General features: G+C 38.7%; 19 protein-coding genes and 1 pseudogene. 9 read left to right on the plus strand and 11 right to left on the minus strand.

What is annotated here, in order from left to right:
• Positions 1-609 precede the first annotated feature (609 nt).
• The 4 genes from smc to GFH32_RS07890 form a co-directional block, all read right to left on the minus strand.
• Positions 610-4,155 (minus strand): chromosome segregation protein SMC, encoded by a 3,546-nt coding sequence (gene smc / locus GFH32_RS07875; RefSeq protein WP_153510893.1) that lies wholly within the window; start codon positions 4,153-4,155, stop codon positions 610-612.
• Between the two features lie 82 nt (positions 4,156-4,237).
• On the minus strand, positions 4,238-4,714 hold the full coding sequence (locus GFH32_RS07880) for a DUF6882 domain-containing protein (protein ID WP_153510895.1): 477 nt from the start codon (positions 4,712-4,714) through the stop codon (positions 4,238-4,240).
• 91 nt (positions 4,715-4,805) lie between these two features.
• Positions 4,806-5,483 carry a DUF4397 domain-containing protein gene (locus tag GFH32_RS07885; RefSeq protein ID WP_160366888.1) on the minus strand — a complete coding sequence of 226 codons (678 nt, stop codon included), beginning with the start codon at positions 5,481-5,483 and terminating at the stop codon, positions 4,806-4,808.
• A 96-nt stretch (positions 5,484-5,579) separates the two neighbouring features.
• Positions 5,580-6,149, minus strand: coding sequence for a suppressor of fused domain protein (locus tag GFH32_RS07890; protein ID WP_153510899.1), 570 nt, complete (start codon positions 6,147-6,149; stop codon positions 5,580-5,582).
• Positions 6,150-6,295: 146 nt separating this feature from the next.
• On the opposite strand from GFH32_RS07890, the gene htpG reads away from it, so the two are divergent.
• Both htpG and GFH32_RS07900 read left to right on the plus strand, forming a co-directional pair.
• Positions 6,296-8,185 carry a molecular chaperone HtpG gene (gene htpG / locus GFH32_RS07895; protein WP_153510901.1) on the plus strand — a complete coding sequence of 630 codons (1,890 nt, stop codon included), beginning with the start codon at positions 6,296-6,298 and terminating at the stop codon, positions 8,183-8,185.
• Positions 8,186-8,481: 296 nt separating this feature from the next.
• The gene (locus tag GFH32_RS07900) at positions 8,482-9,009 is read left to right on the plus strand and encodes a hypothetical protein (protein WP_153510903.1); all 528 of its coding nucleotides are present in this window, start codon (positions 8,482-8,484) and stop codon (positions 9,007-9,009) included.
• A 105-nt stretch (positions 9,010-9,114) separates the two neighbouring features.
• Here the strand turns inward: GFH32_RS07900 and GFH32_RS07905 are convergent, their stop codons facing one another.
• From GFH32_RS07905 to GFH32_RS07920, 4 genes are all read right to left on the minus strand, one after another.
• Positions 9,115-12,156 carry an SbcC/MukB-like Walker B domain-containing protein gene (locus GFH32_RS07905; RefSeq protein ID WP_153510905.1) on the minus strand — a complete coding sequence of 1,014 codons (3,042 nt, stop codon included), beginning with the start codon at positions 12,154-12,156 and terminating at the stop codon, positions 9,115-9,117.
• A gap of 2 nt (positions 12,157-12,158) precedes the next feature.
• Entirely contained in the window at positions 12,159-13,385 is a 1,227-nt protein-coding gene (locus GFH32_RS07910) for a metallophosphoesterase family protein (RefSeq protein WP_153510907.1), read from the minus strand.
• 101 nt (positions 13,386-13,486) lie between these two features.
• Complete coding sequence (locus tag GFH32_RS07915; protein ID WP_153510909.1) at positions 13,487-13,765, minus strand: Rdx family protein; 279 nt, start codon at positions 13,763-13,765, stop codon at positions 13,487-13,489.
• 10 nt (positions 13,766-13,775) lie between these two features.
• Positions 13,776-14,171, minus strand: a complete 396-nt coding sequence (locus GFH32_RS07920; RefSeq protein ID WP_153510911.1) for a c-type cytochrome — start codon at positions 14,169-14,171, stop codon at positions 13,776-13,778.
• A gap of 197 nt (positions 14,172-14,368) precedes the next feature.
• Between GFH32_RS07920 and GFH32_RS07925 the strand changes: the two genes are divergently transcribed.
• Entirely contained in the window at positions 14,369-15,073 is a 705-nt protein-coding gene (locus GFH32_RS07925) for a carboxylesterase family protein (RefSeq protein WP_153510913.1), read from the plus strand.
• 63 nt (positions 15,074-15,136) lie between these two features.
• Here the strand turns inward: GFH32_RS07925 and GFH32_RS07930 are convergent, their stop codons facing one another.
• Positions 15,137-15,652, minus strand: a complete 516-nt coding sequence (locus GFH32_RS07930) for a DUF5362 family protein (RefSeq protein ID WP_153510915.1) — start codon at positions 15,650-15,652, stop codon at positions 15,137-15,139.
• Positions 15,653-15,844: 192 nt separating this feature from the next.
• Here GFH32_RS07930 and GFH32_RS07935 point away from each other — a divergent pair, with 192 nt between their 5' ends.
• The 5 genes from GFH32_RS07935 (at position 15,845) to GFH32_RS07955 (ending at position 21,155) form a co-directional block, all read left to right on the plus strand.
• Positions 15,845-16,345, plus strand: a complete 501-nt coding sequence (locus GFH32_RS07935) for a hypothetical protein (RefSeq protein WP_153510917.1) — start codon at positions 15,845-15,847, stop codon at positions 16,343-16,345.
• 14 nt (positions 16,346-16,359) lie between these two features.
• A complete protein-coding gene (locus tag GFH32_RS07940; RefSeq protein ID WP_153510919.1) occupies positions 16,360-17,055 on the plus strand; it encodes a head GIN domain-containing protein in 696 nt (231 codons plus the stop codon).
• Positions 17,056-17,178: 123 nt separating this feature from the next.
• The gene (gene guaA, locus GFH32_RS07945; protein ID WP_153510921.1) at positions 17,179-18,729 is read left to right on the plus strand and encodes a glutamine-hydrolyzing GMP synthase; all 1,551 of its coding nucleotides are present in this window, start codon (positions 17,179-17,181) and stop codon (positions 18,727-18,729) included.
• Positions 18,686-19,972, plus strand: coding sequence for an ABC transporter substrate-binding protein (locus GFH32_RS07950; protein ID WP_153510923.1), 1,287 nt, complete (start codon positions 18,686-18,688; stop codon positions 19,970-19,972). The genes guaA and GFH32_RS07950 overlap by 44 nt, the downstream gene beginning before the upstream one ends.
• 7 nt (positions 19,973-19,979) lie before the next feature.
• Complete coding sequence (locus GFH32_RS07955) at positions 19,980-21,155, plus strand: RsmB/NOP family class I SAM-dependent RNA methyltransferase (protein WP_153510926.1); 1,176 nt, start codon at positions 19,980-19,982, stop codon at positions 21,153-21,155.
• On the opposite strand, the gene GFH32_RS07960 is transcribed toward GFH32_RS07955, so the two are convergent.
• Positions 21,152-21,619 carry a universal stress protein gene (locus tag GFH32_RS07960; protein ID WP_153510928.1) on the minus strand — a complete coding sequence of 156 codons (468 nt, stop codon included), beginning with the start codon at positions 21,617-21,619 and terminating at the stop codon, positions 21,152-21,154. The two genes, GFH32_RS07955 and GFH32_RS07960, sit on opposite strands and share 4 nt — an antisense overlap.
• A 324-nt stretch (positions 21,620-21,943) precedes the next feature.
• Between GFH32_RS07960 and GFH32_RS07965 the strand changes: the two are divergent.
• A pseudogene (locus GFH32_RS07965) lies at positions 21,944-23,392 on the plus strand (IS1182 family transposase).
• Between the two features lie 239 nt (positions 23,393-23,631).
• Here GFH32_RS07965 and ychF read toward each other — a convergent pair.
• A complete protein-coding gene (gene ychF, locus GFH32_RS07970) occupies positions 23,632-24,732 on the minus strand; it encodes a redox-regulated ATPase YchF (protein ID WP_153510930.1) in 1,101 nt (366 codons plus the stop codon).
• Positions 24,733-24,951 lie beyond the last annotated feature (219 nt).

A 24,951-nucleotide genomic window follows, 5' to 3' on the forward strand; every position in this document is an offset into this window, starting at 1 on the left:
TTTGATATATTTCCATAATTGCTTATATTTAAGGTTACAAAACAAACCAATTGTCCATCATGAGTTACAATAAGATACAACTGTTGTTAATCTCAGTCTTCGCCCTAATGTGCTCGATTTATTTCTTCCTCGGCAAGGAAGTGATCCATAAAATTATCGGTGCGATATGCCTGCTGATATTAATCGGCCTCAATGCTTACTATTACATGAATTCAACAAGCTGGCTGAATCGGAAGCGGAGAAGCTAGGGGCTAGTAGTTGGTAGTTAGTATTTAGATATTAGACATTAGATTTTAGACATTAGATGGGAGATATTAGATGGGAGATGTTAGATGGGAGATATTAGACATTAGACATTAGACAATATATGAGAGATATTAGACATTAGATTTTAGACGTTAGATGGGAAATGTTCGATATCTGACATCAGATTTTAGACAAATACATAACTTCTGTCCGATAAACGAAAAATATTTACACTAAAAAAGAGCCTATTTAGGCTCTTTTCTGTTTAATGACAATAAAATTTGACGTCATACGTCTAATATCTAAAATCTCATATCTAATGTCTAAAATCTAATATCTAAATACTAACTACTAACATCTCCTCTACGCTACATCTCTCAAATCTACAGCTACCACTCTAGAGACCCCTTGTTCCACCATGGTTACACCATAGATGATATCGGTGCTAGCGATGGTACGTTTATTATGGGAAACAACAATAAATTGGGATTGATTAGAGAACTCGCGGATGATATTATTGAACTTGTCGATGTTTGTGTCATCCAATGGAGCGTCTACCTCATCGAAGATACAGAATGGTGCAGGTTTCAATAAGTATAGTGAGAATAGCAATGCAGTTGAGGTCAATGTTTTCTCACCTCCGGAAAGCTGATTTATAGACAAAGGACGTTTTCCTTTCGGCCTAGCGATAATATCAATATCAGATTCCAATGGATTGTTTGGATCGCTGAGTACAATATCGCAGGAGTCTTCCTCATTAAATAGGGAACGGAATACCTTAACAAAATTCTCACGTACTGTGGTGAACGCGTACATAAACTTATCGTTTGCCGATTGATCGATTTCGGAAATCGTGCTTAGTAGAGATGCTTTGGCATCCATCAAGTCGGTTTTCTCTTTATCGATAAATCCATGTCTGTCATACATCTCGTCGTAGGCTTCTTTAGCCATTGGGTTGATGCTACCGTAGTCGTCGAGTTGTTTTTTCAACTTATTACACTTCGTTGTCAGTTCCTCGAAAGGTAGTCTATCTTCTGGAATTTCTTGTTCTAATAGTTCTTGAAGTTCTATGTTGAATTCTACAGAAAGACGCTCTTTCAATGCATTCAGATCAATCTGTAAGGATGTCTTTTTGTCTTTATACTCATTGATGATGGTATCAGCGATGTCCTTATTGCGGCGAAGTTGCGTAATGTTTTCTTCTAAATCGTTGATGATCTTACGGCTAGCGTAGAACTCTTCTTCGATTTCCTGGAGTCCTTGTTCGAGCAGTACTTTTTGCTCGTACATAGCCGCCAAATCGATTTCGTCTTTATCTTCGGTATTAACAGATTCTTTAATTTCTATTTTCACCTGATCGAATTCTGTCGTATTTTTTTCAATACGTTCCAGTAGACTATCTTTCTGATGTTCGCGGTATTCCAAATCTTTCAGTAGGGTAGAGACCTTACTTTGTTGTTGATGGAACTTAATATTCGTATTATTATAAATTGCAGATCGTTCCGTCAAGATTTCAGAGATATCTTGAAATTGTTGCTGTAGATAAACCAATTCCTGTTGGTTGGTTGCCGCTTTGATTTTCAAGTCTTGCAATTCAGGCTCGGCTTTGTCTAGTTCTACGAGAATGGAAGCGATCTTCGTTTCGATATCGAGCTTTCGGTTCTGGCTGTTATTGATGAAAGTCTGATATTGTTCTTGTTTCGTTTTCACAGAAACCAATTCATTCGTTAATCGGTTCAATTGCACGCGTTGCTCTTCGATAAACATACGCTGTGAACCACCTTTTAATCGAATTAGTTTTTCATTTTCGATGCGTAAGCTCTCTTGTAGCTCAGTAATCCGTAGATTTAGTGTTTTAATCTCTTTTGCGAGGATTTCTAGGTTCTTTGCACGACCAATACGCTTTCCTTCGAATAGTCCCACAGAACCTCCGGAAAGACCTAATTTGGTCTTCGAGAATTTACCATCCTTGTGTAAGATGGTTACGTTATCTTTCGGTAAATCGGATTCTAAGCTGATATCATCTTCAGATTTCAGGAGATAAACGCCATCTAAAAGAATTGCGCATAGCGTTTTAAACTTATCATCGACTGAAATTACATCCATCGCCGGTATGAGACGGGAGTCGTTTTGTTCGTTAGAGGCTAGCGAGGGTAGTTGTTTTACGGCTTCTAGAATAAAGAAATTGGCTCTTCCGCGGGATGAATCGCTTAAAAGGTTGATTGCCTTAACGGCGTCATCTTTAAGGTCAACAACGTAATGGTTCATGATTGGCTCCAAGAAGTTCTCAATCGCCACACGATAGTCCTCTTTACAGAATAGGATATCGGAAAATAAAGGGTATTGTTTTTTCCAGCCGGCATTCTTTCTTAGGAAACGAATAGATTCCGGGAAACCTTCTAAGTTATCAACTAATGATTTTGTCAGGTTGTATTCGTTTTGCTTAGCATCGACTACACGAGACTCTTGATTGAGTTCGCTGGTGTTTTGACGGATATTGTCCTCGGTTTCTTGGATCTGCAATTGTAATTGCTCTTCCGTATGTAATGCTTGGTCGAATTGCTCTTGTTGAATATTTACGCGTTCTTCCAATTCAGTTACCACGAGGGTGAATTGGTTCAACTCGGTTTCTTTTGCAATGGCATCATTCGATGTACGATGAGATTCTTGCTCTAAAGCATCTTTTTGAATACCTAAGACCGCGATATCCTTTTCTAAACGGTAGATGTTATTTTGCGTCTCGGCATTCTCTTTTGTAAAAGTATCTAACTTTCCTTTTGCAGATTGCTGTTGTCCGCGCAGTTCCTCAACCTCTTGTTTGTTGTTGTCAAGGTCTTGTTTAATTTCTTCGAGTTTATTCTGCTCCTCAAATAGCTCCTCGTTCAAGCGCTTAACACTGTATTCAATCTGCGTAAGCTGTTGCTTATCGATTGCAATATCATTGTTCAAGCGAGTTTCTTTCTCTTGCAAGTGCACCATTTTGGCATTCTTGAGCTTCTCATCGGATTCAAAGGCACGAATCTTATTGATGTACTCATGGGTTATCTTCTGTTGTGCAGATAGGTTTTTCTCCTTCGTAAGAATATCGTTCTTCTGAGTCGAAAGTTGCGTTTCTTTGGATGCTATTTGCTCAACAGTTCCCTGAAGCTGTTCTTTTTGTTGGTCTTCTTGTTCTTGAATACGTTCGAGGTCCGTCTGGAAATTCTCCAAGCGATAATACGCTAAACCAATGCTGGCTTCGCGGTATTCCTCTTTCATAACAAAATACTTGTCCGCTTTCTTGGCTTGATTTTCTAAGGATTTTAAGTTCTTATTGATTTCAAACATCAAGTCATCTACACGGGATAGATCGGCTTCTGTGTCTTTAAGCTTGGCTAAGGTTTGTTTCTTACGTACCTTATATTTAGATATACCCGATGCTTCTTCAAATAAATTGCGGCGCGAATTGTCCTTATTAGCGATGATTTCGTCAATCATCTTTAATTCGATGATGGAGTAGGTGTCAGCACCAACACCTGTATCTAAGAATAAATCTGTAATGTCCTTGAGTCGGCATTTTACATCATTCAAGCGATATTCACTTTCGCCAGTACGGAATAGTTTACGCGTTACAGTTACCGTTGTAAATTCCGTTGGTAAAATGTTCTTTGTATTATCGAAGGTTAATGATACTTCGGCGAGATTTGCAGCTTTACGATTCTTGGTGCCATTGAAGATAATGTTTTCCATTTTCTCGGAACGTAACGTTCGCGTGCTCTGTTCACCCAATACCCAGCGTATTGCATCAACAACATTAGATTTACCACATCCGTTTGGTCCTACAATAGCTGTTACCCCTTCATTGAAGTTGATAACTACCTTATCGCCAAAACTCTTAAATCCTTTAATTTCTAACTTCGTTAACTGCATTTAAGTTGTTTTCCGTATAAAAAATATCTTGCGAAAATAGTGAATTTCAGGCACGATTAAAAGCCTCCGCATCGCCGGCTTGCTAAGAGTTGAGTATTTCCTTGAAATAAATAAAGCATGGCGATTGATCCGATTGAATCTTGAATATGCCTTTGCCGCCACGTAGATAGGCCGCGATTGCTGTTACCGCCCAGGCATCTGCCTCTACAGCTGGCCATTGTGCTTGAGTTAGCAGGCCGAAATTAAATACATCTCCGTAGTTTTTGATGACTTCCAATTCCTCAAGTGCTTGTTCATCAATTTGATCAGATGACCAATACCAGTGCCATTCCTTTGTGCTATCATCGATATGTCCCACAATCTGATAACTAACTGCGAGCACTAAGTTTTCATTTTTAAAGAAACGAAGGATGTTGGTATCGGGATCTACGGAATAATGTTCAAAGTCACCGAATTGGTATTCCTCGGTGAGTACCTCATGTTGGTCACTTATAAATTCGTGTGCTTTTTTGTGTAACACGCGGAAAGATTCGTCGACGGTAGGTTTAGTTAGGCTCATGTTTATTTGCTTACAATAGGGTAAAAATAAGAAAAGCCCATAAAATATGGGCCTTCCTAATTATGGATGTATTGTAAAGCTGCCTAATTGATTAGAAATAACCGATATATAATGGTTTTCCTGTGTCACCTTTAGTTCCCATAAGGGCAAAAGTGTAATAATATCCATTCTTCAACAGGATGTTTTCGCGTGTAACAAGTACTGCTCCTTCTTCATCGAGAACGCTGATGGTAAAAGTACCAGAGGTTACTGGGCGGAATATCTGTGTTTCTGTAACGGTATTTTTGGTTTCTTGTACGCGGTCTTTAAATGCAGCGACCTCTTGGTCCCCAATTTTCAGAGTTACTTTGCCTATTCCGTTTCCAAGTTGGATAAAACGTACTGCTGCTTTCTCAGCATCATTATTGATTGGTAAATCTGTTGTTCTGATAAACTTTGGTTTTCCTGCAGTACCATATACATATCCTGTATATACCGTAGAATCTGCGTAGGACATCGTTGTGTCGATCACCGCCTTATTATCCATTTTCCCAAGGACTTCCAATTTTCTATTTCCTGGGTATGCTCTAAAATAAGTCAATCCTTTGAAGTCGCCATTGTATTGAGAAATGCTATTCCCATCCATGCGATAATAGATACCTGTTTCGTCAGGGTATGCATTCAATAAGGTTACTAATGCTTGTGGCGTTGGTTGCGCATCATCTTTTAAGCAACTGCTTAAAGTAAAGATGGCGAGTACGATCACGATTAAAAAATGCTTCTTTTTCATGTTTTTCAAATTATGCTCCTGTCTTTCATTTTTTTGAACGTTCAAACAGATAAACGCAAGCATTATTCGATACGCTACAGCCGTATTAAAATAAAGTTAAATCGATTTGCGGTCAACAATAGATTTGCTGTCCTTAATCGCCCTTAGGAATGCTTCAACACCCATTTTATGGATGCTAAGGATTTCTGATTGATAGATTGGAATCAGTTGTATTAATTGAATTCCCTTAGATTTTTTGCTATCAAATATCGGACTGCTGTCGTTTAAGAAGTCTATTTCGCCAACAATAAATGCATCCATCTTGGAATCTGGACTGATTGGCTGTCCAATTTTAATGATTTCGTCGGTTTTAAATGGACAATCTGTACGTAACTGATTGGCTAGATAGCCTACAATATGAATCCAATTGCTTTCCTGAGATTCGACTTGCAAGCATAGCTCGACTTCTCGAATGCGCTCTGGATGTGTTGCAAAGGATACGCCATAAGAGAAAGCGCTGATCAGTTTGTTTTCCGCGTCGGGGAACGCGAGGGTATAGACAAATGGTAATTTCTTCTGTGCACTCTTTTCACGAAACACCTGAGCCTTTCCGTGCATACGTTTTTCAATCTCTTGTCGATAGCGTTCGATCGGGGATTTTAGGAAGTCAGGTTTCGCAAAAGCCATTTCGTTTCAGTCTATTTTGACGCAAAAATAGTGTTTTATGTAATAATTGCAGTTTTAGCTGTCAAAATGACTTAAAAAATACAATGGAATACCTATTGATGTAGACATAGAAAGAATATTAAAAAACGAAAAATCATATATAGCATATGCAAGAAGAAAAAGGTACAATTTCCATTCACACCGAGAATATCTTTCCGGTTATAAAGAAATTTTTATACTCAGATAATGAGATCTTTTTACGCGAGTTAGTTTCCAATGCCGTTGATGCGTCTCAAAAAATTAAGCGTTTAGGTTCATTAGGACAATTCGCAGGCGAGGTTGGCGACTTAACTGTAGACGTTAAGTTTGATGAAGCGGCAAAGACGATTACTATCTCGGATTCAGGGATTGGTATGACGGCGGATGAGATTAAGAAATATATCAATCAGATTGCTTTCTCTGGAGCGACAGAGTTTATGGAGAAATTCAAAGAAGCAAATGATGCCAATGAGATTATCGGTCGCTTTGGTTTAGGTTTTTACTCCGCATTTATGGTTGCCGATCGTGTTGAGATTGATTCTTTATCATTCCAAGAAGGTGCAAAAGCAGCACATTGGACTTGCGACGGAAGTACTAGTTATGAAATCTCTGCGGGTACCAGAACAACTCGTGGTACAGACGTTGTCCTTCATATTAATGAGGATTCCAAGGAGTTCTTAAATAAAGCAAAGATTCAAGAGATTCTAGAGAAATACGCGAAATTCCTTCCGATTCCTATTCGTTTTGGTACAAAATCTACTTCAGAACCTGATGGAGAAGACGAAGAAGGTAAACCAAAATATAAGACTGTAGAGGTTGATAATATCATCAACAATACGAATCCAGCATGGACAAAATCTCCTTCGGAGTTAACCGATCAAGATTATTTGGACTTCTATCGCGAACTTTATCCATATGCGATGGATGAGCCATTATTCTGGATTCATTTGAATGTAGATTATCCGTTCAACCTAACAGGTATTCTGTATTTCCCTAAGGTGAAGAATGAGTTGGAAATCCAACGTAATAAAATCAAGTTATATTCTAGACAAGTCTTTATTACTGATGAGGTTAAAGATATCGTTCCAGAATTCTTGATGTTGTTACATGGTGTTATTGATTCGCCAGATATTCCATTAAATGTTTCGCGCTCGTTCTTACAAGCGGATAGTAACGTAAAGAAAATTAACAATTACATCACGAAGAAGGTAGCGGATAAATTGCAAGAGATCTTCAAAGCTGACCGCAAAGGTTATGAAGAGAAATGGAATGATATCGGTTTGTTCATTAAGTACGGTATGTTAAGCGATGAGAAATTCGCTGAAAAAGCTATCGATATCTGTTTATTGCAGGATACAAACGAGAATTCATATACGATTAAGGAATATTACGAGAAGGTAAAGGATATTCAAGTTGATAAGAACGGAAATATCATCTACTTATATACGAATGATAAAGCGCAACAAGATGGTTTTATCGCTCCAGCCTTGGCAAAAGGTTATGATGTACTCAACTTAGATGGTCAATTAGATACGCACTTCACAAGCTTCTTAGAGCAAAAAGGAGGAGAGAAGGTGCAATTGAAACGTGTTGACGCGGATGTGATTGAAAAGCTTATCGAGAAGGATGAGAAAATTGAGTTGACACTTTCCGAAGAAGAAAGCAAGAAAGCGAATACAGTTTTTGAGAAAGCGATTTCTAGAAGCGATATGAAGGTAGAAGTGGATGCTTTAAATGCGAACGATTTACCGGTTTCTGTTACACTAGATGAGTTTATGCGTCGTATGAAAGATATGGCGAAAACAGGTGGTGGTATGGGCTTCTATGGTAACCTGCCAGATAACTATAAAGTGACAGTTAATGGGAACCATCCTTTAGTAAAACGTATTGTTGATTCTTCGGAAGAAGAAGGCGAGAAGCTTGCAAAACAAGCATTTGATTTAGCTTTATTATCTAGAGGCTTGTTAACAGGTGCTGACTTAACGGCATTTGTTAAACGTAGCGTAGAGATGATCTAAGCGTAAGCAAAAGAAGATCATCATAAAGGATACGAATCCTTTAAGGTATACCGAAAAGTCCAGCTATTTTAAATAGCTGGACTTTCTTTATTTAGATACTTGTCATTATGTATTAACATATTTTAACGGGTGGCTCATTAAACTTCTATTCTCGAATTCTATCTTATCCATACAACAACAGTTTTATGCTAACCTGCAGGGTTAATCATTTTAACAGCATTTAACAGTTGTCGATTAAACTATTGAGTTTAAAAAATATCAAAAGAATATAAGTTGAACATTTAAAATAAGTTCCTATGAAAAAGATATTAAGCATGGCAGTATTTATGGCAGGATTAACAGGCCTTACATATGCGCAGAGTACAAATACAGAAGTAGATAAAAGAGATAGTAATAAACGTGAAATACGTCAAGAGCGTAAAGGTCGTATGCACATGAGAAATCATGCGGGCATGTCAAATAAAACGGCTGAGGAAATTGCGCAAGCAAAGACTGAACGTCTTGACAAAGAGCTGAAGTTCTCTGATCAGCAAAAGAAAGATGTGTATGCATATCATCTAACAAAAGCTCAGGAATGGAAAGCAAAAGCAGAAGCTCGCAAAGCAGAACGCGAAGCTCGTATGCAAGAGATGAAAGCAGATCGTCAAGAGTTTGAGAACTTATTGACTGCTGAACAAAAAGAGGTTTATAAGAATAAGTTGGCTGAGAAAAAACAACGTTTTGATAAGGGTTCAAGAAGAGATCAAGGTAGAGAACCCCGCAAAGGTGGAAAAGGAAACTTTAAACCAGTCGAAACTACCGAGCAGACAACTGATCAAGTATAGTTCATAAAGGTTAAGTTTTAAAGGTTATATATATTAGTTAGTGGTTATATGTTTAATTGATGAAGGTCTCGCAGTGATGCGGGACCTTTCATATTTTCAGCGCTATTAGTTTGCGTATTGTGTTACTTTACTTCCTTTATCATGGTCTTTAACAATATTGATCGAACTTGGAATACGCTCTTTAAGTTCTTCAACATGGGATATAATGCCGACGACTCTGTTTTCTTGGTGAAGGTATTGTAATGTATCGAACACGGTATTGATGCTTTCAGCATCCTGCGTACCGAAACCTTCATCAATAAAGAAGAAGTTACGGTCTGCCTTATTCAGTGATTGTATGTTTTCAGCCAGCGCTAATGCAAGGCATAGCGATGCTTGAAACGACTGTCCACCAGAGAGGGTTTTCACCGAACGTCGATGTCCGTCATTAAGGAAATCAACAACTTCAAACTCATTGTTTTCGTTTATTGTAAGACTTAACTGATTCCTTGTCAATCGATGGAAACGATGATTCGCCATCTCGCACATTTGTCGCAAATGTATACTTGAAATATAATTTACAAAGCCATTCCCTTTAAATAGGTTTTCTAAGGTCTTTAAATTGTTCGCACGATTCGAGAGTTGTTCATACTCTTCCAAGAGCTTTTCTTTCTTACCAAATTCAATCGTTAAGAATGACAGTTCTTTCTCCAAAGCACCTGTTAAGGCTAATTGCAGCTCCAATTCCTCTTTTTTCAAATTGAATAAATCCGCCGTTGTTTCTAGCTCTTCATCACTAAAGGCTTTATTCGCTAAGAATTCTTTTAATGCGTTAATCTGCGTTTCCAAGACTTCCATGCGAATATAAAATTGCTGGATTTCTTGGCGCATTTGCTCTACAGGAAGTGGGCGTCGAATAATCTGTTGCACCTCAGTAATATCATTCAATTGAAACTCTTTCAATAACTTCGCAAGTTGCTCTTGACGTGCTTTAATCTGCTGGTTGTAAATACTCAACTGCTCCTTCGAGCTATTGTATTGACCAACGATTTCCGCGAGTTTCGTTTTAAACGTATTAATCTTCTGTGTAAGTTGCAGGTACGTACTTTCAATATAAATTATGCGGTTGTCTAAATTGAGTTTCTCATGTTTTAGCTCATCCAAAGGACGGTCTTTAAACTCTTCCCATTGGAATTGCTGTAATAAACTCTTACTATGATTACTCAATCCTTGTACAACGGCAATTTCATTGCGAATGCTGTCGAGCTCTTTTTCAAAACGCGCAATACTTGTTTGCGTTCTTTGCAAATCCTCACGCTGCTGTTTGATCTGTTGCTCTAGATCAGCTTGCAATGCCTCGCTGTGTTTCAACTTCTGTTTTTGCGCTTCAAATGCACCGCTATCTTCTGTTGAATAGCCATCCCATTGGAATGTTCCTAAATGACTCGCTAGCTGACTTTCGTACTGGTCAAGCGATTGTCCTAATTGTATGGTATTGCCTCGCTTTCCTTGAACTGACATGTTTGCTTTAGTCAGCTGCTCTTTGATCGATAGGGTTTGCAGACGTCGCTTATTAAGCTCGTTCTTTGCCGTTTCATTCGTCTGTAATTCCTCATTAACATGTTCAGTCTGCATGGGCTGCGGATGGTCTAAGGCACCACATAGCGGACATGGTTGACCATGTTGTAGGTCATTGGCAAAATTAACAAGCTTTGCTTGAACCTTTAAATGTGTTTCCTGTTCTCTTAGTTTCAGTGTTTCCTGATCTAAGGATTCCAACTCTTGACTAAGTTTAGCCTCCCAATTAGACTCCTCATATCCTAAGGATACCATGAGTGCTGTCTCTTCATCGATCTGTGCTTGCAGTGTCTGAAGTTGCTGTTGAACTTGCGTCTGTTGCTGCTGTATATTCTCCTTGCGCTGATACCAGTTCTCCATTGCGATAAGTTGCGTGGTATCAATTTTATCTGACTTTAGTGTCTCTAACTGCTTTTCTAAATCGGATAGCTTACTAACAGTAGCATCCTCAGTATTTTTTGCTTTTATTACAATTGGATCGCCTTTCGTTAATCTATGCAATAACTCTAACTCCTTTTGGTCATTCTCTTTAATCTGAATAAGATATTTATAATCCTCAGCTTTCGCACGGAAGGTATTTATGGCGAGATATTCTTTTTGAATTGCCAATATCTCCCGCTCTAGGATATCAATTTCTTGCGATTGACGTTCCTTACTCGACTGAAAGTTCTCTATTTTGTGGATTAAAGCTTCTCGATCTATATTGAGAGACTGTATTTGATTTAAAGGTTCTCGGAAAGCATTGGATGTGCGCTCGTAACGGTTTAATTCCTGCTCTTGCTGTTGTACTTTTTCTCTTTTGCCAGAAAGCTCTTGGAATTGAGAAGTCTTCGACTGCAGTTCACTTTGCTTGTCTTTAAATTCTTGCAAAGACTGAACCTTTTGCAATAGCGTCTGATAGCCTGTTTTTGTGAGTTCCAAGGATTCCTTGGCTTCTTGTACTTCCAACTTTTTCAAACTAAGTGCATCCGCAGATACACTTTCAAAGCCCGAAAGAGCGCCTTTCATATTCTCTATCTTGCGATTGTTCTGCGCTTGTAGTATGCCTACTTTAGGGCCGAGGTCGAATTTGCTCAAAAAGAAGATCTCTTTCATCATCTCTGAGCGGTCTTTGCCTTTTAGCTCCAAGAATTCTTTGAACTGTCCTTGAGGAATGATAATTGTTCTACGGAAATTTGAGTAGGAGAGGTTGGTCACTTGTGCCCCGTCTGCCGATTCCATAGGAATCCAGTTCTCATCTTTCCATTCATAGGCTGTACGCTCAATAGTAGTTGTGTCTTCAAAGTTTTTCCGACGTTTCCATTGGGCAACGAATCGATATTTCTTATTTTCAAAATTGAGGAACTCAAAGACAATCAATGTCTGATTCGACTTGAGGTTCATCATATTGTATGCACGCTTATCGGTTTTATTCAATCGTTCAGTGTCCCCGTATAAGGCAAAACTGATGGCTTCCAATATAGACGATTTCCCCGATCCAACTGTTCCAAATATGCCGAACAATCCGGATTCTGTAAGCTTGGTAAAATCTATTTCTTGTTTTTCTTGATAGGAGTATAGTCCTTCTATACTAAGATATAATGGCAGCATGCTTAATCTTCTTTTTCTAAACTGTTCGTACTGACTTCATCAAATAATCCTAACAGCTCATCATTCGGCTCTTGTCCATATTTCGACTTAAAATAGTCTTTAAATAAGTCCTTAATATCTTGATCAAGATTGATTTGCGGTGCTTTAGAGCTATGATGCGCTTGCTTTGAAATAACAGGTATAATATGGATAATACCCGCATGGCTCTCATGTATACGCTTCAGATCAACCGCCGTGATGTAGGTGTCGCTTTCTAGGGTGAGTTCAACTAATGCATTTTGATTTTCTTGAAGCCAAACGATCGCTTCGTCAATAGCCGTAAATCGCTTTCTATACAATGGCTTACCTTTTTCTAGTGCGACATTTCTGTATTGCGCATTTCCATTAGGCTCAATTTCGACAATAACGACTTGTTTCTTTTGTCCAGCTTCCGAAAATGAATAGCATAATGGGCTGCTTGGATAAACAACAGGCGCATTGCCCTGTCCAATTTCATGGAATCGATGTAAGTGTCCCAGTGCTGTATATTGGATTTGACTCGGAATAGCGTCAGAATAGACCAAGTCTGCATAGCCTAAGCGTAAGGGTTTCTCACCCTCTGGTTCGTCGAGAATTTCGCCGCCACGCTTTAACATATACAGATGGCTCGTTAATACATTAATACCATAGGTGTCGCAATATTGCATGGCAAGATCCGACCAACTTTGCTTTAATGATTCGTGTAATTTTGCGCCCTTATCTTCAAAGCCAAGAAATTGCTTTAAACGGATCTCATTCGCAAAAGGGGTGTTTATGATGCGAATTGGGTAATAGTATTTTGGAAGTTTTATCTCTACAAAGCCTTTATCAGAACGGAGGATTTCAAATCCATTCTCTACGAGTAGCGGACGAGTTTCCTGATTAGGATATCCAAAGAATAGAATCCCACATTCTCTTGCTAATGGGTCCGGTGAGTCAATGCGGTCTGGAGAATCATGATTTCCAGCGATAGCAATAACAGGACGCTTACCATTCTTTGATAATTGCTTAAGGGTTTTATATAATAATTCGGTAGCTTCTACAGGCGGGTTGAAGGTGTCAAATAAGTCACCTGCCACAATGACGATATCCACTTCCTCTTGGTCGGCAATGGCGCAAATCTCCGCTAATACCTCCCGCTGCTCTTCCAGTCGTGAATAAAAGTCTAATCGTTTTCCTAAATGCCAATCTGCAGTATGTAATATGCGCATCTAAAAGTAATTTGTAAGGGTGATGGTTAAAATTACTGAATTTTTAGGATGCAGAGGGTTAATAAATGTGAAAGTATAGGGGACTTTCACATATCAGCTTACTATTTAGGCTCGGAATGACCTAATGACTTTTCAGGGTTTACAATATTGCGAACCAATTGTTTAAGTTCTTTGATTTCGGGGAATCTTCCCTCTCTTTTACGATCAAAAATCACCTCATCATTGATGTATATTGTGTAACGACCGCTAATTTCGCTAGGTTGTAAAGTGACCCCAAAGAGGTCATCGGTAAATGTGGTTAGTAACTCCTGAGCCATATAAGCTCCACGAAGCATCCAACCACATTTAGGACAATATTCTATTCGGATTGTTGGTTTCAATATCTTTAGATTATGGCTTTACGACAGTGAATGCTTCCGTTTTACCATTATGGCAAGTGTTACAAGCAATGTTATGTACGATTCCTTCGTATTCATGCTTAAACCATTTCTTATTAATCTTGTTGGTCATTTTCATCATTTCCCTAGCCACATCTTTCTTTGGATTGGCGTCAGAAGCGAAGTCTAAGCCCTTTTCTCCATTTGCTTTGGGGGCATGACAGTGATTACATTTAACGCCCAAGGCCATGTTAAAGGATTTCATCGTCTTTTCAAGTTCCTCGTGAGAAATATTCTTCGGAAGAACCTTTAAGTTTGTTGCCTTTTTTTCCTCTTGCTTATAGTTAAATGCACTTAATCCCGCTACAAGCGCAAATAAAGTACAAAGTGTAATCAGTTTATTTTTCATTTTAGTCTGCTTTTGGTCTTTCTAAGATAAGTAAAATAATTGAATTGTAATGGAAATGTCATGAAAATTATAACGCATTGATATTCAATACGTAAATATCTTAATATTTTGAGTGTTAAGTTTAATGTTTTACATTCGAAGCTGTTTTTTGTCGATTTTTATATAAATCGACACGACTTTTATACTAACGAAACAACATGACAAAGCCCATATTCCAAAGAACTTGCTATCTCATTGCGTTTATTATCTTATGCTTTTCCCAAAATACAAAAGCACAACTTAAAGCCTACAATGAAAAATATGGATACTCCTATTGGGTAAGGATGCCAAAGGTGGAGTCTACAAAAGAAAAGATCCCAGTGATTATCTTTTTACATGGTCGGAGTCTTTCTGGACATGATTTAGCGCGTGTAAAACGTTACGGAGTATTGCGAGCAATAGAACGAGGGAAGGACTTGGAGGCAATTATTGTCGCACCCCAGACTTCGAATGGATGGGACCCCGATAAAGTAATGGAGGTATTAGATAAAGTAGAGCAGGAGTATCCCGTTGATAAAGAACGTGTCTACGTATGTGGCATGAGTATGGGAGGTTACGGCACGATGGATGTTGCAGGCAAATATCCCGATCGAATTGCTGCTGCTGTAGCGATTTGCGGAGGTGGAACACTAAGCTATGCTTGTAATCTAACACAGGTGCCCCTATGGATTCAGCATGGAAGTGCTGATCGAGCAGTTCCAGCGTCAGAGTCTAAGAAAATATACAATGCGATAAAGAAGTGCGATAAAGATGCCGATGCGACATTAACCATTATTCCAGGTGGTACGCACGGTAGTGTAGAGCGACTTTTTCATGGCGAAAAAATATATGATTTTATGTTTAGGCATGTGAAAGAGTCTTAATCTCCGCTTCTATAGCTAGAGAATAAAAAAGAGCAATTGATCCCAAATTGCTCTTTTTTATTTTTAATTAAACCGACCTAATGCCCCCGATAATATGGAAAGCATAGCAATAATAAAAATTAGGAAATATAAGGCAATCAAAACGATGACAAGGATACCCATAAACTTGTATTGCTTTTTAAGGAATAAGAAGGATTCTTCTAGCACATTCGAATTTTTAAGATTCAAGGCATCTCTCAATTTTGTCGCAAATTGGTATAGCCACCATATTGGGAAAAAATAGGCAATAATGACGACTAACCAAGGTATAGTCATGTAGAAGGTATAAGAAGAAACATCAATATGTGACGGGAAGTTTCCTGATCTACCAAACGGGTTAGCTCTCACAGCGATAGTCAGTATGATATAACCAATCAAAGATATTCCGAGACCGACTAAACCAACAATACCGAGGAAGCGGCCCCATTTCGATACTTCGCGTAGATATACAAGACTTGAAGCGGTTAGTGTAAAAGTCGGATTACTGTTGGAAGGTAGATCATGTGACGATTGCTCTGATTCTGGTTCAAAATTTTCCATAATTGAAATTTTTAATAATTGTTTCTGTTGAATTGGTTAAGTATAAAAGTAATAAATTTCTTGAAAGATTTTATTCTATTAGAACTAGGTTCATTTTGTAGAAGAAGAAGTACGAAAATGTTAAATAAGCTATGCTGATTATTAGCTTGGCTTATTTTTTGTATTTTACTAATTAAATAAACCCGGAAGATTATGATTAAAGTATGTATAATGGCTTTTGTTCTTTTAGTTACGAAGAACGTTTATGGGCAGAAACTAAACTTAGAAGAAGTTAGGGCAGATTTTAATAAGGGAGTAAAAGATGAAGCTTTATGCAAAAAGCACTTAGAATCGTTAGAGTCGGAAGCAAATACACCAGTGGAACGCGGATATGCTGCCGCATTTCATATGTTTATGGCTAAGCATACCTCTAATCCATTTAAGAAAATGAATTATTTTAAAGCAGGCCGGAATAAATTAGAAAAAGAGATTAAATCAAGTCCCAACAATGTGGAGTTACGCTTTATCAGGCTATGTATACAATACTATATTCCAAAGTATTTAGGCTATCATGATCAAGTAGAGGGAGACAAGGAATACGTCATGAATAATCTTTATAAAATGAGCGACAAAGCAACAAAAGATAAAATTTACAAATATTTAAAGGGTGCAAATATGTATAATGCGACAGAACTTGCGTTATTAGCTAGATAGATTAATATTTTATAATGAAGAACACAGTAGTTTTATTTTTTATGCTGATTGGCCTAGGTGTGATAGGCGCAAAAGCACAGGTTAACATGCAGATTAATGAGATCAACACCCTAGAAGTGACTGATCGTATTTGGGTAACGGTTGTTCCAAGCGACCGTAATGAGTTGCAAATAGAAGGCGAATTAGCCGATAAAGTAGAGACCATTATTACCAACAAAGAGCTTCGATTAAAAATGAAAGCAGGTTATTACCTAAAAGGTAATCAAGCGTCTGTTATTATTTATACCCCAACGGTTTCTAAAATTATTGCTAGAAAAGGTGCAGAGGTAAACTTTGAAGAGGAAACTTTGAAGAATGCTCGCTTAGATATTTTTGCAAATGAAGGCGCAAAGATTCGTGCGAAGATCGATGCCCAACAAGTCGAAGTAGAATCCAACACCGGGTCAGTAATTGATTTATTGGGAACAACACAGGAGCTAACGGTCAACAATACCGCTGGAGGATCATTCTTCGGGAAAGACTTAAAAGCAGAGCGTGCATTAATTCGTACGAATGCTGGTGGTAAAACGGAGATTTATGCAACCGAATCAGCCGATGTACAAACCCGTGCTGGCGGTGTTATTGATGTGTATGGCGAACCAAAACAACGTACTCATAAGCGTATCGCTGGTGGTAAGATTAACTTTATTAAAAACGATCAGACGCTTTAATAACCACTGAAATCATATCCGCTAAGTTAATGATGGCTTAACTGCAGCTTATGGTAAGCTTTATATGATGAAATTGTTAAATTTCCTCCTGTAAAATCAATATTGAAATTGTAACTTTGCGGCATGTCAGAAAAAATAATCATTCTCGATTTTGGATCTCAATATACCCAATTAATCGCACGTCGCGTGAGGGAGTTAAATGTTTATTGTGAAATCCACCCATACAACAATCTACCGGCATTTGATGACGCTGTAAAAGGTGTTATATTTTCAGGAAGTCCTTATTCAGTACGTCAGGAAGAAGCTCCTCAAATTGACTTTAAGGCAATTCAAGAGAAATATCCTTTGTTAGGTGTATGCTATGGTGCACAATACATCGCGCAACAATCTGGAGGTGAAGTATTACCTTCTACGATTCGCGAGTATGGTCGCGCAAACTTACAGTTTGTAGACCAAGAGAATGAATTATTAAAAGGCATTCCTGTACAATCTCAAGTATGGATGTCACATGGTGATACTATCAAAGAAGTTCCAGCTAATTTTAAGATTATATCAAGTACTGATAAAGTACGTGTGGCTGCTTACCATATTGAAGGAACAAGAACATACGGTATTCAATTTCACCCAGAAGTAACACATAGTACTGATGGTCAAGTTCTATTGAAGAACTTCGTCATCGATATCTGTGGTTGTCATCAAGATTGGACACCAGATGCTTTCGTAGAAACGACTGTTGCTGAATTAAAAGAACAGTTAGGCAATGATCACGTGATTATGGCGCTTTCTGGTGGTGTTGACTCTACTGTTGCAGCCGTGTTATTACACCATGCTATTGGCACACGTTTACACTGTTTCTTCGTCGATCATGGTTTATTGCGTAAAGATGAGTACGAACAAGTACTTGAATCTTACAAGCATATGGGTTTAAATATCAAGGGCGTAAACGCGAAGGAATTATTCTTTTCTCGTTTAGCGGGAGTTTCTGAACCTGAACAAAAAAGAAAAATTATTGGCGCTTCATTTATCGATGTATTTGATGAAGCATCTAAAGAAATACAACGTGAACTTCCTGACGGAGCAGAAGCGAAATGGTTAGGTCAAGGAACAATTTATCCAGATATTATTGAATCAATCTCGGTAAAAGGTCCTTCCGCAACAATTAAGTCGCATCATAACGTGGGCGGTTTACCCGATTACATGAAATTAAAAGTAATCGAGCCATTAAAAACTTTGTTTAAAGATGAGGTTCGTCGTGTAGGAAAGACCTTAGATGTAGATCCAGCGATTCTTGGAAGACATCCTTTCCCAGGACCAGGCTTAGCAATCCGAGTATTAGGAGACATCACAGAAGAAAAGGTACGAATTTTGCAAGAGGCAGATGACATATACATCCGTAACTTAAAAGAGGCCGGATGGTATGATAAGGTATGGCAAGCAGGAACAATATTCTTGCCAGTACAATCTGTTGGTGTGATGGGAGATGAACGTACTTATGAACACGTAGTAGCATTACGTGCTGTAGGTTCTTTAGACGGTATGACGGCAGATTGGATTCATTTACCTTATGATCTATTAGCTAAAATTTCAAATGAAATTATTAATCATGTTAAAGGAATCAATAGAGTCGTGTATGATATCAGTTCAAAACCACCAGCAACCATTGAGTGGGAATAAACTAAAACAAAACTTTTCTAGAAATACGGTATTCGCAGCAGCGCTAGGTATAGCGCTTGCTGTGAGTTCTTGTACTCCAAAAGTTGGCGTGCTACGCTCACCGGATGTATATGGTGGAGCAGTAGGTAGTGAGAAGAGCAAAGAAGAAAAAACTGAGGAGAAAAAGGCTGAAGAAGCGAAGAAAGCAGAGGCAGCTAACAAAAGCATCGCGCTACTGTTGCCATTCCAATTAGACCGTGTCGTGGTGAATTCTATGAGCGGGGAAGATGTTAAACGTTCGGCGCTAGCGCTAGATTTTTATCAAGGCTTTCAATTGGGTATGAATGAAGCAACAAAGAAAGGCGGAGAATACGCTTTGAAGGTTATGGATACTCAAGATAGCGAATTGCGTAATGTTTCTTTAGCAGCGTCTAAAGATGTGCAAGAAGCAACGCTAATTGTAGGTCCTGTCTATCCAAAGGAAATCCGATCATTCGGAAAGGGGCAAAGCAACAAAAAAGTGCTACAGGTAAACCCACTTGCAGCAGCCATGCCGACCGAATTTAATCAAGGTAACTTAGTGTCAATTACGCCCCCAATTCGCATCCATATGCGTGCTGTTGCTACAGAGGTAGCCTCGAAATATAGCGCAGGGGATGTTGTATTAGTATTTGATGCACGCGATAACGATCACCGTCAATATATTGCAGGAATCGATGAGGAAATTAAAAAAGTAAATCCAGCGATTGTTGTTAAACACGTAGCTTCTGTTGCTGCATTGACAGCGGCAATGCCTGATCTGGAGACTGCATTCGTGATTACAGGAACGACTGAGAAAAACCAATTACGTTCATTAATATCTGGCTTAGATGCCAAAGTTCGTGAAGGATTTGATATCAAGTTATTTGGTCATCCTCTTTGGGATAGATTTGACTTCACGCCTTATTCGAACTTCTATAGAATGGATCCGACCATTACAGGTGAAAGCCATTTGAAAGTGTGGAGTACAGAAGTGCAGAATTTCCAACGCAACTATAAAGCGCAGTTTAAAGTAGACCCTTCAGATTATGCCTATAAAGGCTATGACGCAGGTAAATACTTTACAAACGTATTAAATAAATACGGCGCAGACTACGCTGATAAATTACAGAATGAAGAATTCAATGGTATATTTAGTCACTACAAATTCAGATACAATCCACAATGGGGTTATGTAAATGAAGGAGTATTACTAAAGACATACCGAAACGGTTCTTTCCAATAAGAGCATCTTGGAGCATAATAGCAGACGCGTTCAACAGCAAGTACGCAATTTCGAGCGTACATTAGAAGGGTATCAATACCAAGAACCTTTCTCCCGATATTTAACACAGTTTTATAAACAAAATAAGCAGATGGGGTCATCCGATAGAAGGATGAACTCCAGATACTGCTATAATCTGTTCCGTTTAGGAAAAGCATTTGCAGAAAATGAACTTATCGAACGCTTAGCAATCGCCGAGTTTCTTTGTGAAAAGGAAAGTGCGCTCGTGCAAGAGTTTAAACCAGATTGGTTGACAAATGATTATCCTATCTTAAACGATAAGATTCAGTTTATCACAGCCCAATATGGGGAGTTTCTAGATGCCGTATTCCCTCTTCCTGAACATTTGTCAAGCTCGATCAATAGCCAAGAATTTATAAGTTCTCATTTTATACAACCTGATTTATTTATTCGTGTAAAGCGTGGTAGCGAACAAATCGTGAAAGCGGAGCTTCAAAAGAAAGAATTGCCATTTACGGAAGTTTCAGATCGAACAATTGCGCTGCCTAATGGACTTAACTTGCAATCGATGAGTTCTATACAGGGCTTATATGAAGTTCAAGACTTATCCTCTCAACAAAGCTTAAATGCAGTCGAAGCGAAACCAAATGAAAGCTGGTGGGATGCATGTGCAGCCTCAGGAGGCAAATCGCTATTGTTGTTAGATCAATACCCTTCGATTAACCTGATGGTCTCTGATGTTCGCGCTAGCATACTCAGAAACTTGGATGAAAGATTCGATATCGCTGGGATCAAAAAGCCTTATCGAAGGAAAATATTAGACCTCAGTAACCCTGTCGATCATATCATGGCAAAAGAGCGCTTTGACGGCATTATTATCGATGCCCCTTGTTCAGGTTCAGGAACCTGGGGAAGAACGCCAGAGATGCTCTCAAAATTCCAATTAGCGGATTTAAACACATACTCTACCTTGCAGAAAGCAATCGTTAGAAATGCTATTCCTTATCTGAAGTCCGGCTCCTCATTAATCTACATCACATGTTCTGTTTTTCAAGATGAAAATGAACATATAGTAGATTATATAGAAAATGAACTTAACCTTAAATTGGAGAGCATGACACCTATTTTAGGCTATGATCGTCGTGCCGATTCCATGTTCACAGCTAAGTTCATCAAGCCTTAATCGCAGTGCAAAGGAATTACTAATACCGGACAAGTTGCTTTTCGAATAATTGCTTCGGAAACAGAGCCGGATAGAAAATGATCAAAACCCGTACGTCCGTTCGTGCCGACGATAATCAAATCCGCCGTCCATTCTTTGGCAACTTGCAATACTTCATCGCGAACATCACCAATACGATTAAACGTAAATGTCTCGGACGCTCCAGCAAATTCAACTGCTAAGTCATCCAAAAACTTCTGTGCCGCCTGCTGTTGAATCTCTGAAACCTCTGGAATGATTATAGGTTGCTGGCCAAGTAAAGGGTCAACACCATAACTTGTAGGGGAGGTCGGAGGTACCACAGTCACTAATGCCAGTGAAGGTTTTAAGTCTGAAACGATCCCTTTTGCGTAGTTGACAGCACGTTCTGAACATGGACTTTCATCAACCGCTAATAATATTCTGTTAAACTGTGTAGCGCTCATAATGTTTAGATTTTCTATACCTAATATATTAAAAACCACGTAGGCAATAAATAGTTTTGGTCATTTTTTCAAATGAATAAATACATATTCGACCTGTTGAATCCATTTCAACAACCTAAATAATGTACTCGGATAGTAATAAACGCAGATTTGTAGGCGAATTAGAAAGCGTACATCAGGACGATTATATTCAAAAAAAAAGGCCTTCCGTGCGGGAGGGCACTGAAAAAGTCCCCTTAGAAAAAAGGTTAAAAAAGGGAGTGGAAAATTGCAGTTTTCTGCTCCCTTTTTCGTATTTTAAAGCAGCCTTTAACGGAGATCAGGATGCTCACTACCCAACAAAAAATACAGTTCAGTTCCTACTCAGGATTGTACGATATCATCGTTCCAAAAGATAACCTACTTCGAAAAATCAACGATCTTATCGATTTCAGTTTTATCTATGACGAGCTTTTGGCTAAGTATTGCCATACGAATGGCCGTACAGCGGAGAGCCCTATCAAGATGTTCAACTACCTTCTGTTAAAGACGATCTACACCGTTTCGGATGTAGATGTCGTTGAGCGCTCCAGATATGATATGTCCTTTAAATACTTTCTTGAAATGGCTCCCGAGGAGGATGTGATCAATTAAAGTTCCCTGACCAAGTTTCGCAAACTACGATTAAAAGATATGGATCTATTGAACCTGTTGATCAATAAGACCGTAACGATTGCTCTTGAAAAAGGCATTATAAAATCAAAGTCTATCATCGTAGACGCGACCCATACCCATTCCAGATCGAATCCATACACAGCATTGGAAGTCCTCAAGGATCGCTCCAAGCTATTAAGAAAAGCGATATATCAGATCGATGAGGAATACAAGAGGAATCTGCCGCACAATAACGAATCCAACGACCTGGATCAAGAGCTTGCATATTGCAGGGAATTACAGAGGGTCCTTGATCAAGATCAATCTATCAGTGAAATACCGGCTGTTAAAGAGAAGTTGAATCTGTTGAAGGAAACCATTGAGGACACAAAGGAATACTATCTGCTCTCTAAGGATGATGAGGCTCGGCTTGGACACAAGTCAGTGGACAGCAGTTTCTTTGGCTATAAAACACATCTGGCGATGAGCGAGGAACGTATTATAACAGCGGCAGTCGTTACTACGGGGGAGAAAGGTGATGGCCCTGAACTACCCAGATTATTGGAGATTAGCCAGCAGAATGGAATGCAAGTGGATACGATAATAGGTGATGCCGCGTATTGGGGAAAAGAAAATCTTCAGTTGGCAAAAGAACAAAACATTGATATCATCGCTAAATTAAATCCATCCATTACCCAAGGCTTTAGGAAAGATAAAGACAAGTTTGACTATAATAAAGATGCGGATATGTTTGTTTGTCCCGCAGGACATTTGGCCATCCGCAAGGCGCGTCAGGGAAAGAAGGAACAAGGCACAAATCAAACGGAGACCTATTACTTTGATGTGGAGAAATGTAAGGTCTGTCCTCTTAGGGAAGGATGTTACAAGCAAGGGGCCAGAACCAAATCCTATTCAGTCTCCATAAAATCCGAACTCCATAGGGAGCAGATGGCTTTCCAGCAAACCGATTATTATCGAAGCAAGTCTAAGCAAAGGTATAAGATCGAGGCCAAGAACAGTGAGCTCAAGAATGTCCATGGCTATGGCAGGGCTGATGCTTATGGAATCCACAATATGGAAATGCAGGGCGCAATGGCCATCTTCACCGTAAACTTGAAAAGAATCCTGAAATTGATCTAAAAAAGGGGATATTTCCCCAAAAACAATCTCAAGAGGATGCTAAAAACTCAAATAGCAAGTCCTAGTCGCTTACACCTTCAACAAGACCATTAAAAAATAAACTTCCAGAAATCCTTTGAACAAAAATGACCGAGTAAGGGAAAACCTATACTCAGTCATTTCTTTAAGTCTCATAAGAAAGTTGAGGCTTTTTCAGTGCCCTCCCGAACAGATGGCCTTTTTTTATATGTCTATATTTATTAAACGTTAAAACGGAAATGCATAATATCACCATCTTCAACGATATATGTTTTTCCTTCTACCGATAATTTTCCTGCCTCTTTCACTGCCGCTTCTGAACCAAAGTTCACAAAGTCTGCATATTTGATTACTTCTGCACGGATGAAACCTTTTTCAAAGTCGGTGTGAATAACGCCGGCCGCCTGAGGAGCTGTAAAGCCTTTCTCAATAGTCCATGCACGTACTTCTTGGACACCTGCCGTAAAATAGGTCGCTAAGTCTAATAATGAATATGCCGCACGAATTAATTTATGTACCCCTGATTCTGCTAATCCTAAATCATCAAGGAACATCTTGCGCTCCTCATAATCTTCTAATTGAGCAATCTCAGATTCAATCTGTGCTGAAATAACCAATACTTGCGCATTCTCGTCTTTTACAGCTTCTTTAACGCGCTCAACATAGGCATTTCCAGTGTTCACTGAACCCTCGTCAACATTACATACATAAAGTACTGGTTTTACCGTCAATAACGTTAAATCAGCAATAAATTCCGTATCCTCTTCAGAAATAGGAGCAGTTCGCGCTGATTTCCCAGACTCTAAATGCTCTTTTACAACTGTTAAGATCTCGAAAGTTTTCTTCGCATCCTTATCACCACCCGTTTTCGCCATTTTCTCAACCTTCTGAATACGTTTAACAACCGTATCCAAGTCTTTCAATTGAAGCTCTGTATCGATAATTTCTTTGTCGCGAATAGGATCTACAGAACCATCAACATGCACGACATTGCCATCATCAAAACATCTTAAAACGTGAATAATAGCATTCGTTGTACGGATATTTCCTAAAAATTGGTTTCCTAAACCTTCTCCTTTGGAAGCTCCTTTAACAAGGCCTGCGATATCGACAATCTCGATGTTGTTCGGAACGATACGTTGTGGATTTACTAGTTCAGCTAGTTTATTCAAGCGCTCGTCTGGAACGGTGATTACGCCGACGTTAGGCTCGATCGTACAGAAAGGAAAGTTTGCTGCTTGTGCCTTTGCATTCGATAAACAGTTAAAAAGTGTTGATTTGCCTACGTTAGGTAGACCTACGATACCACATTGTAATGCCATATTGTTATTTCTTAAAAATTGACGCAAAGATAATAAAACAAGGGGATATTTGAGACTATCCAGTGGTATTAATTGGAAGGAGGCTTTTAGCAAGTAATTTTAAATTAATGTGACCAAATTATGAACTTTAAATTACTTAAAATGAATATAGTAGCGTATTATTTACAAATTTTAACATTTTAGGATTAATCTTTCGGCCGAAGATTTGTGTCATACCAT

This window comes from Sphingobacteruim zhuxiongii, assembly GCF_009557615.1.
Classification (GTDB): Bacteria; Bacteroidota; Bacteroidia; order Sphingobacteriales; family Sphingobacteriaceae; genus Sphingobacterium; species Sphingobacterium zhuxiongii.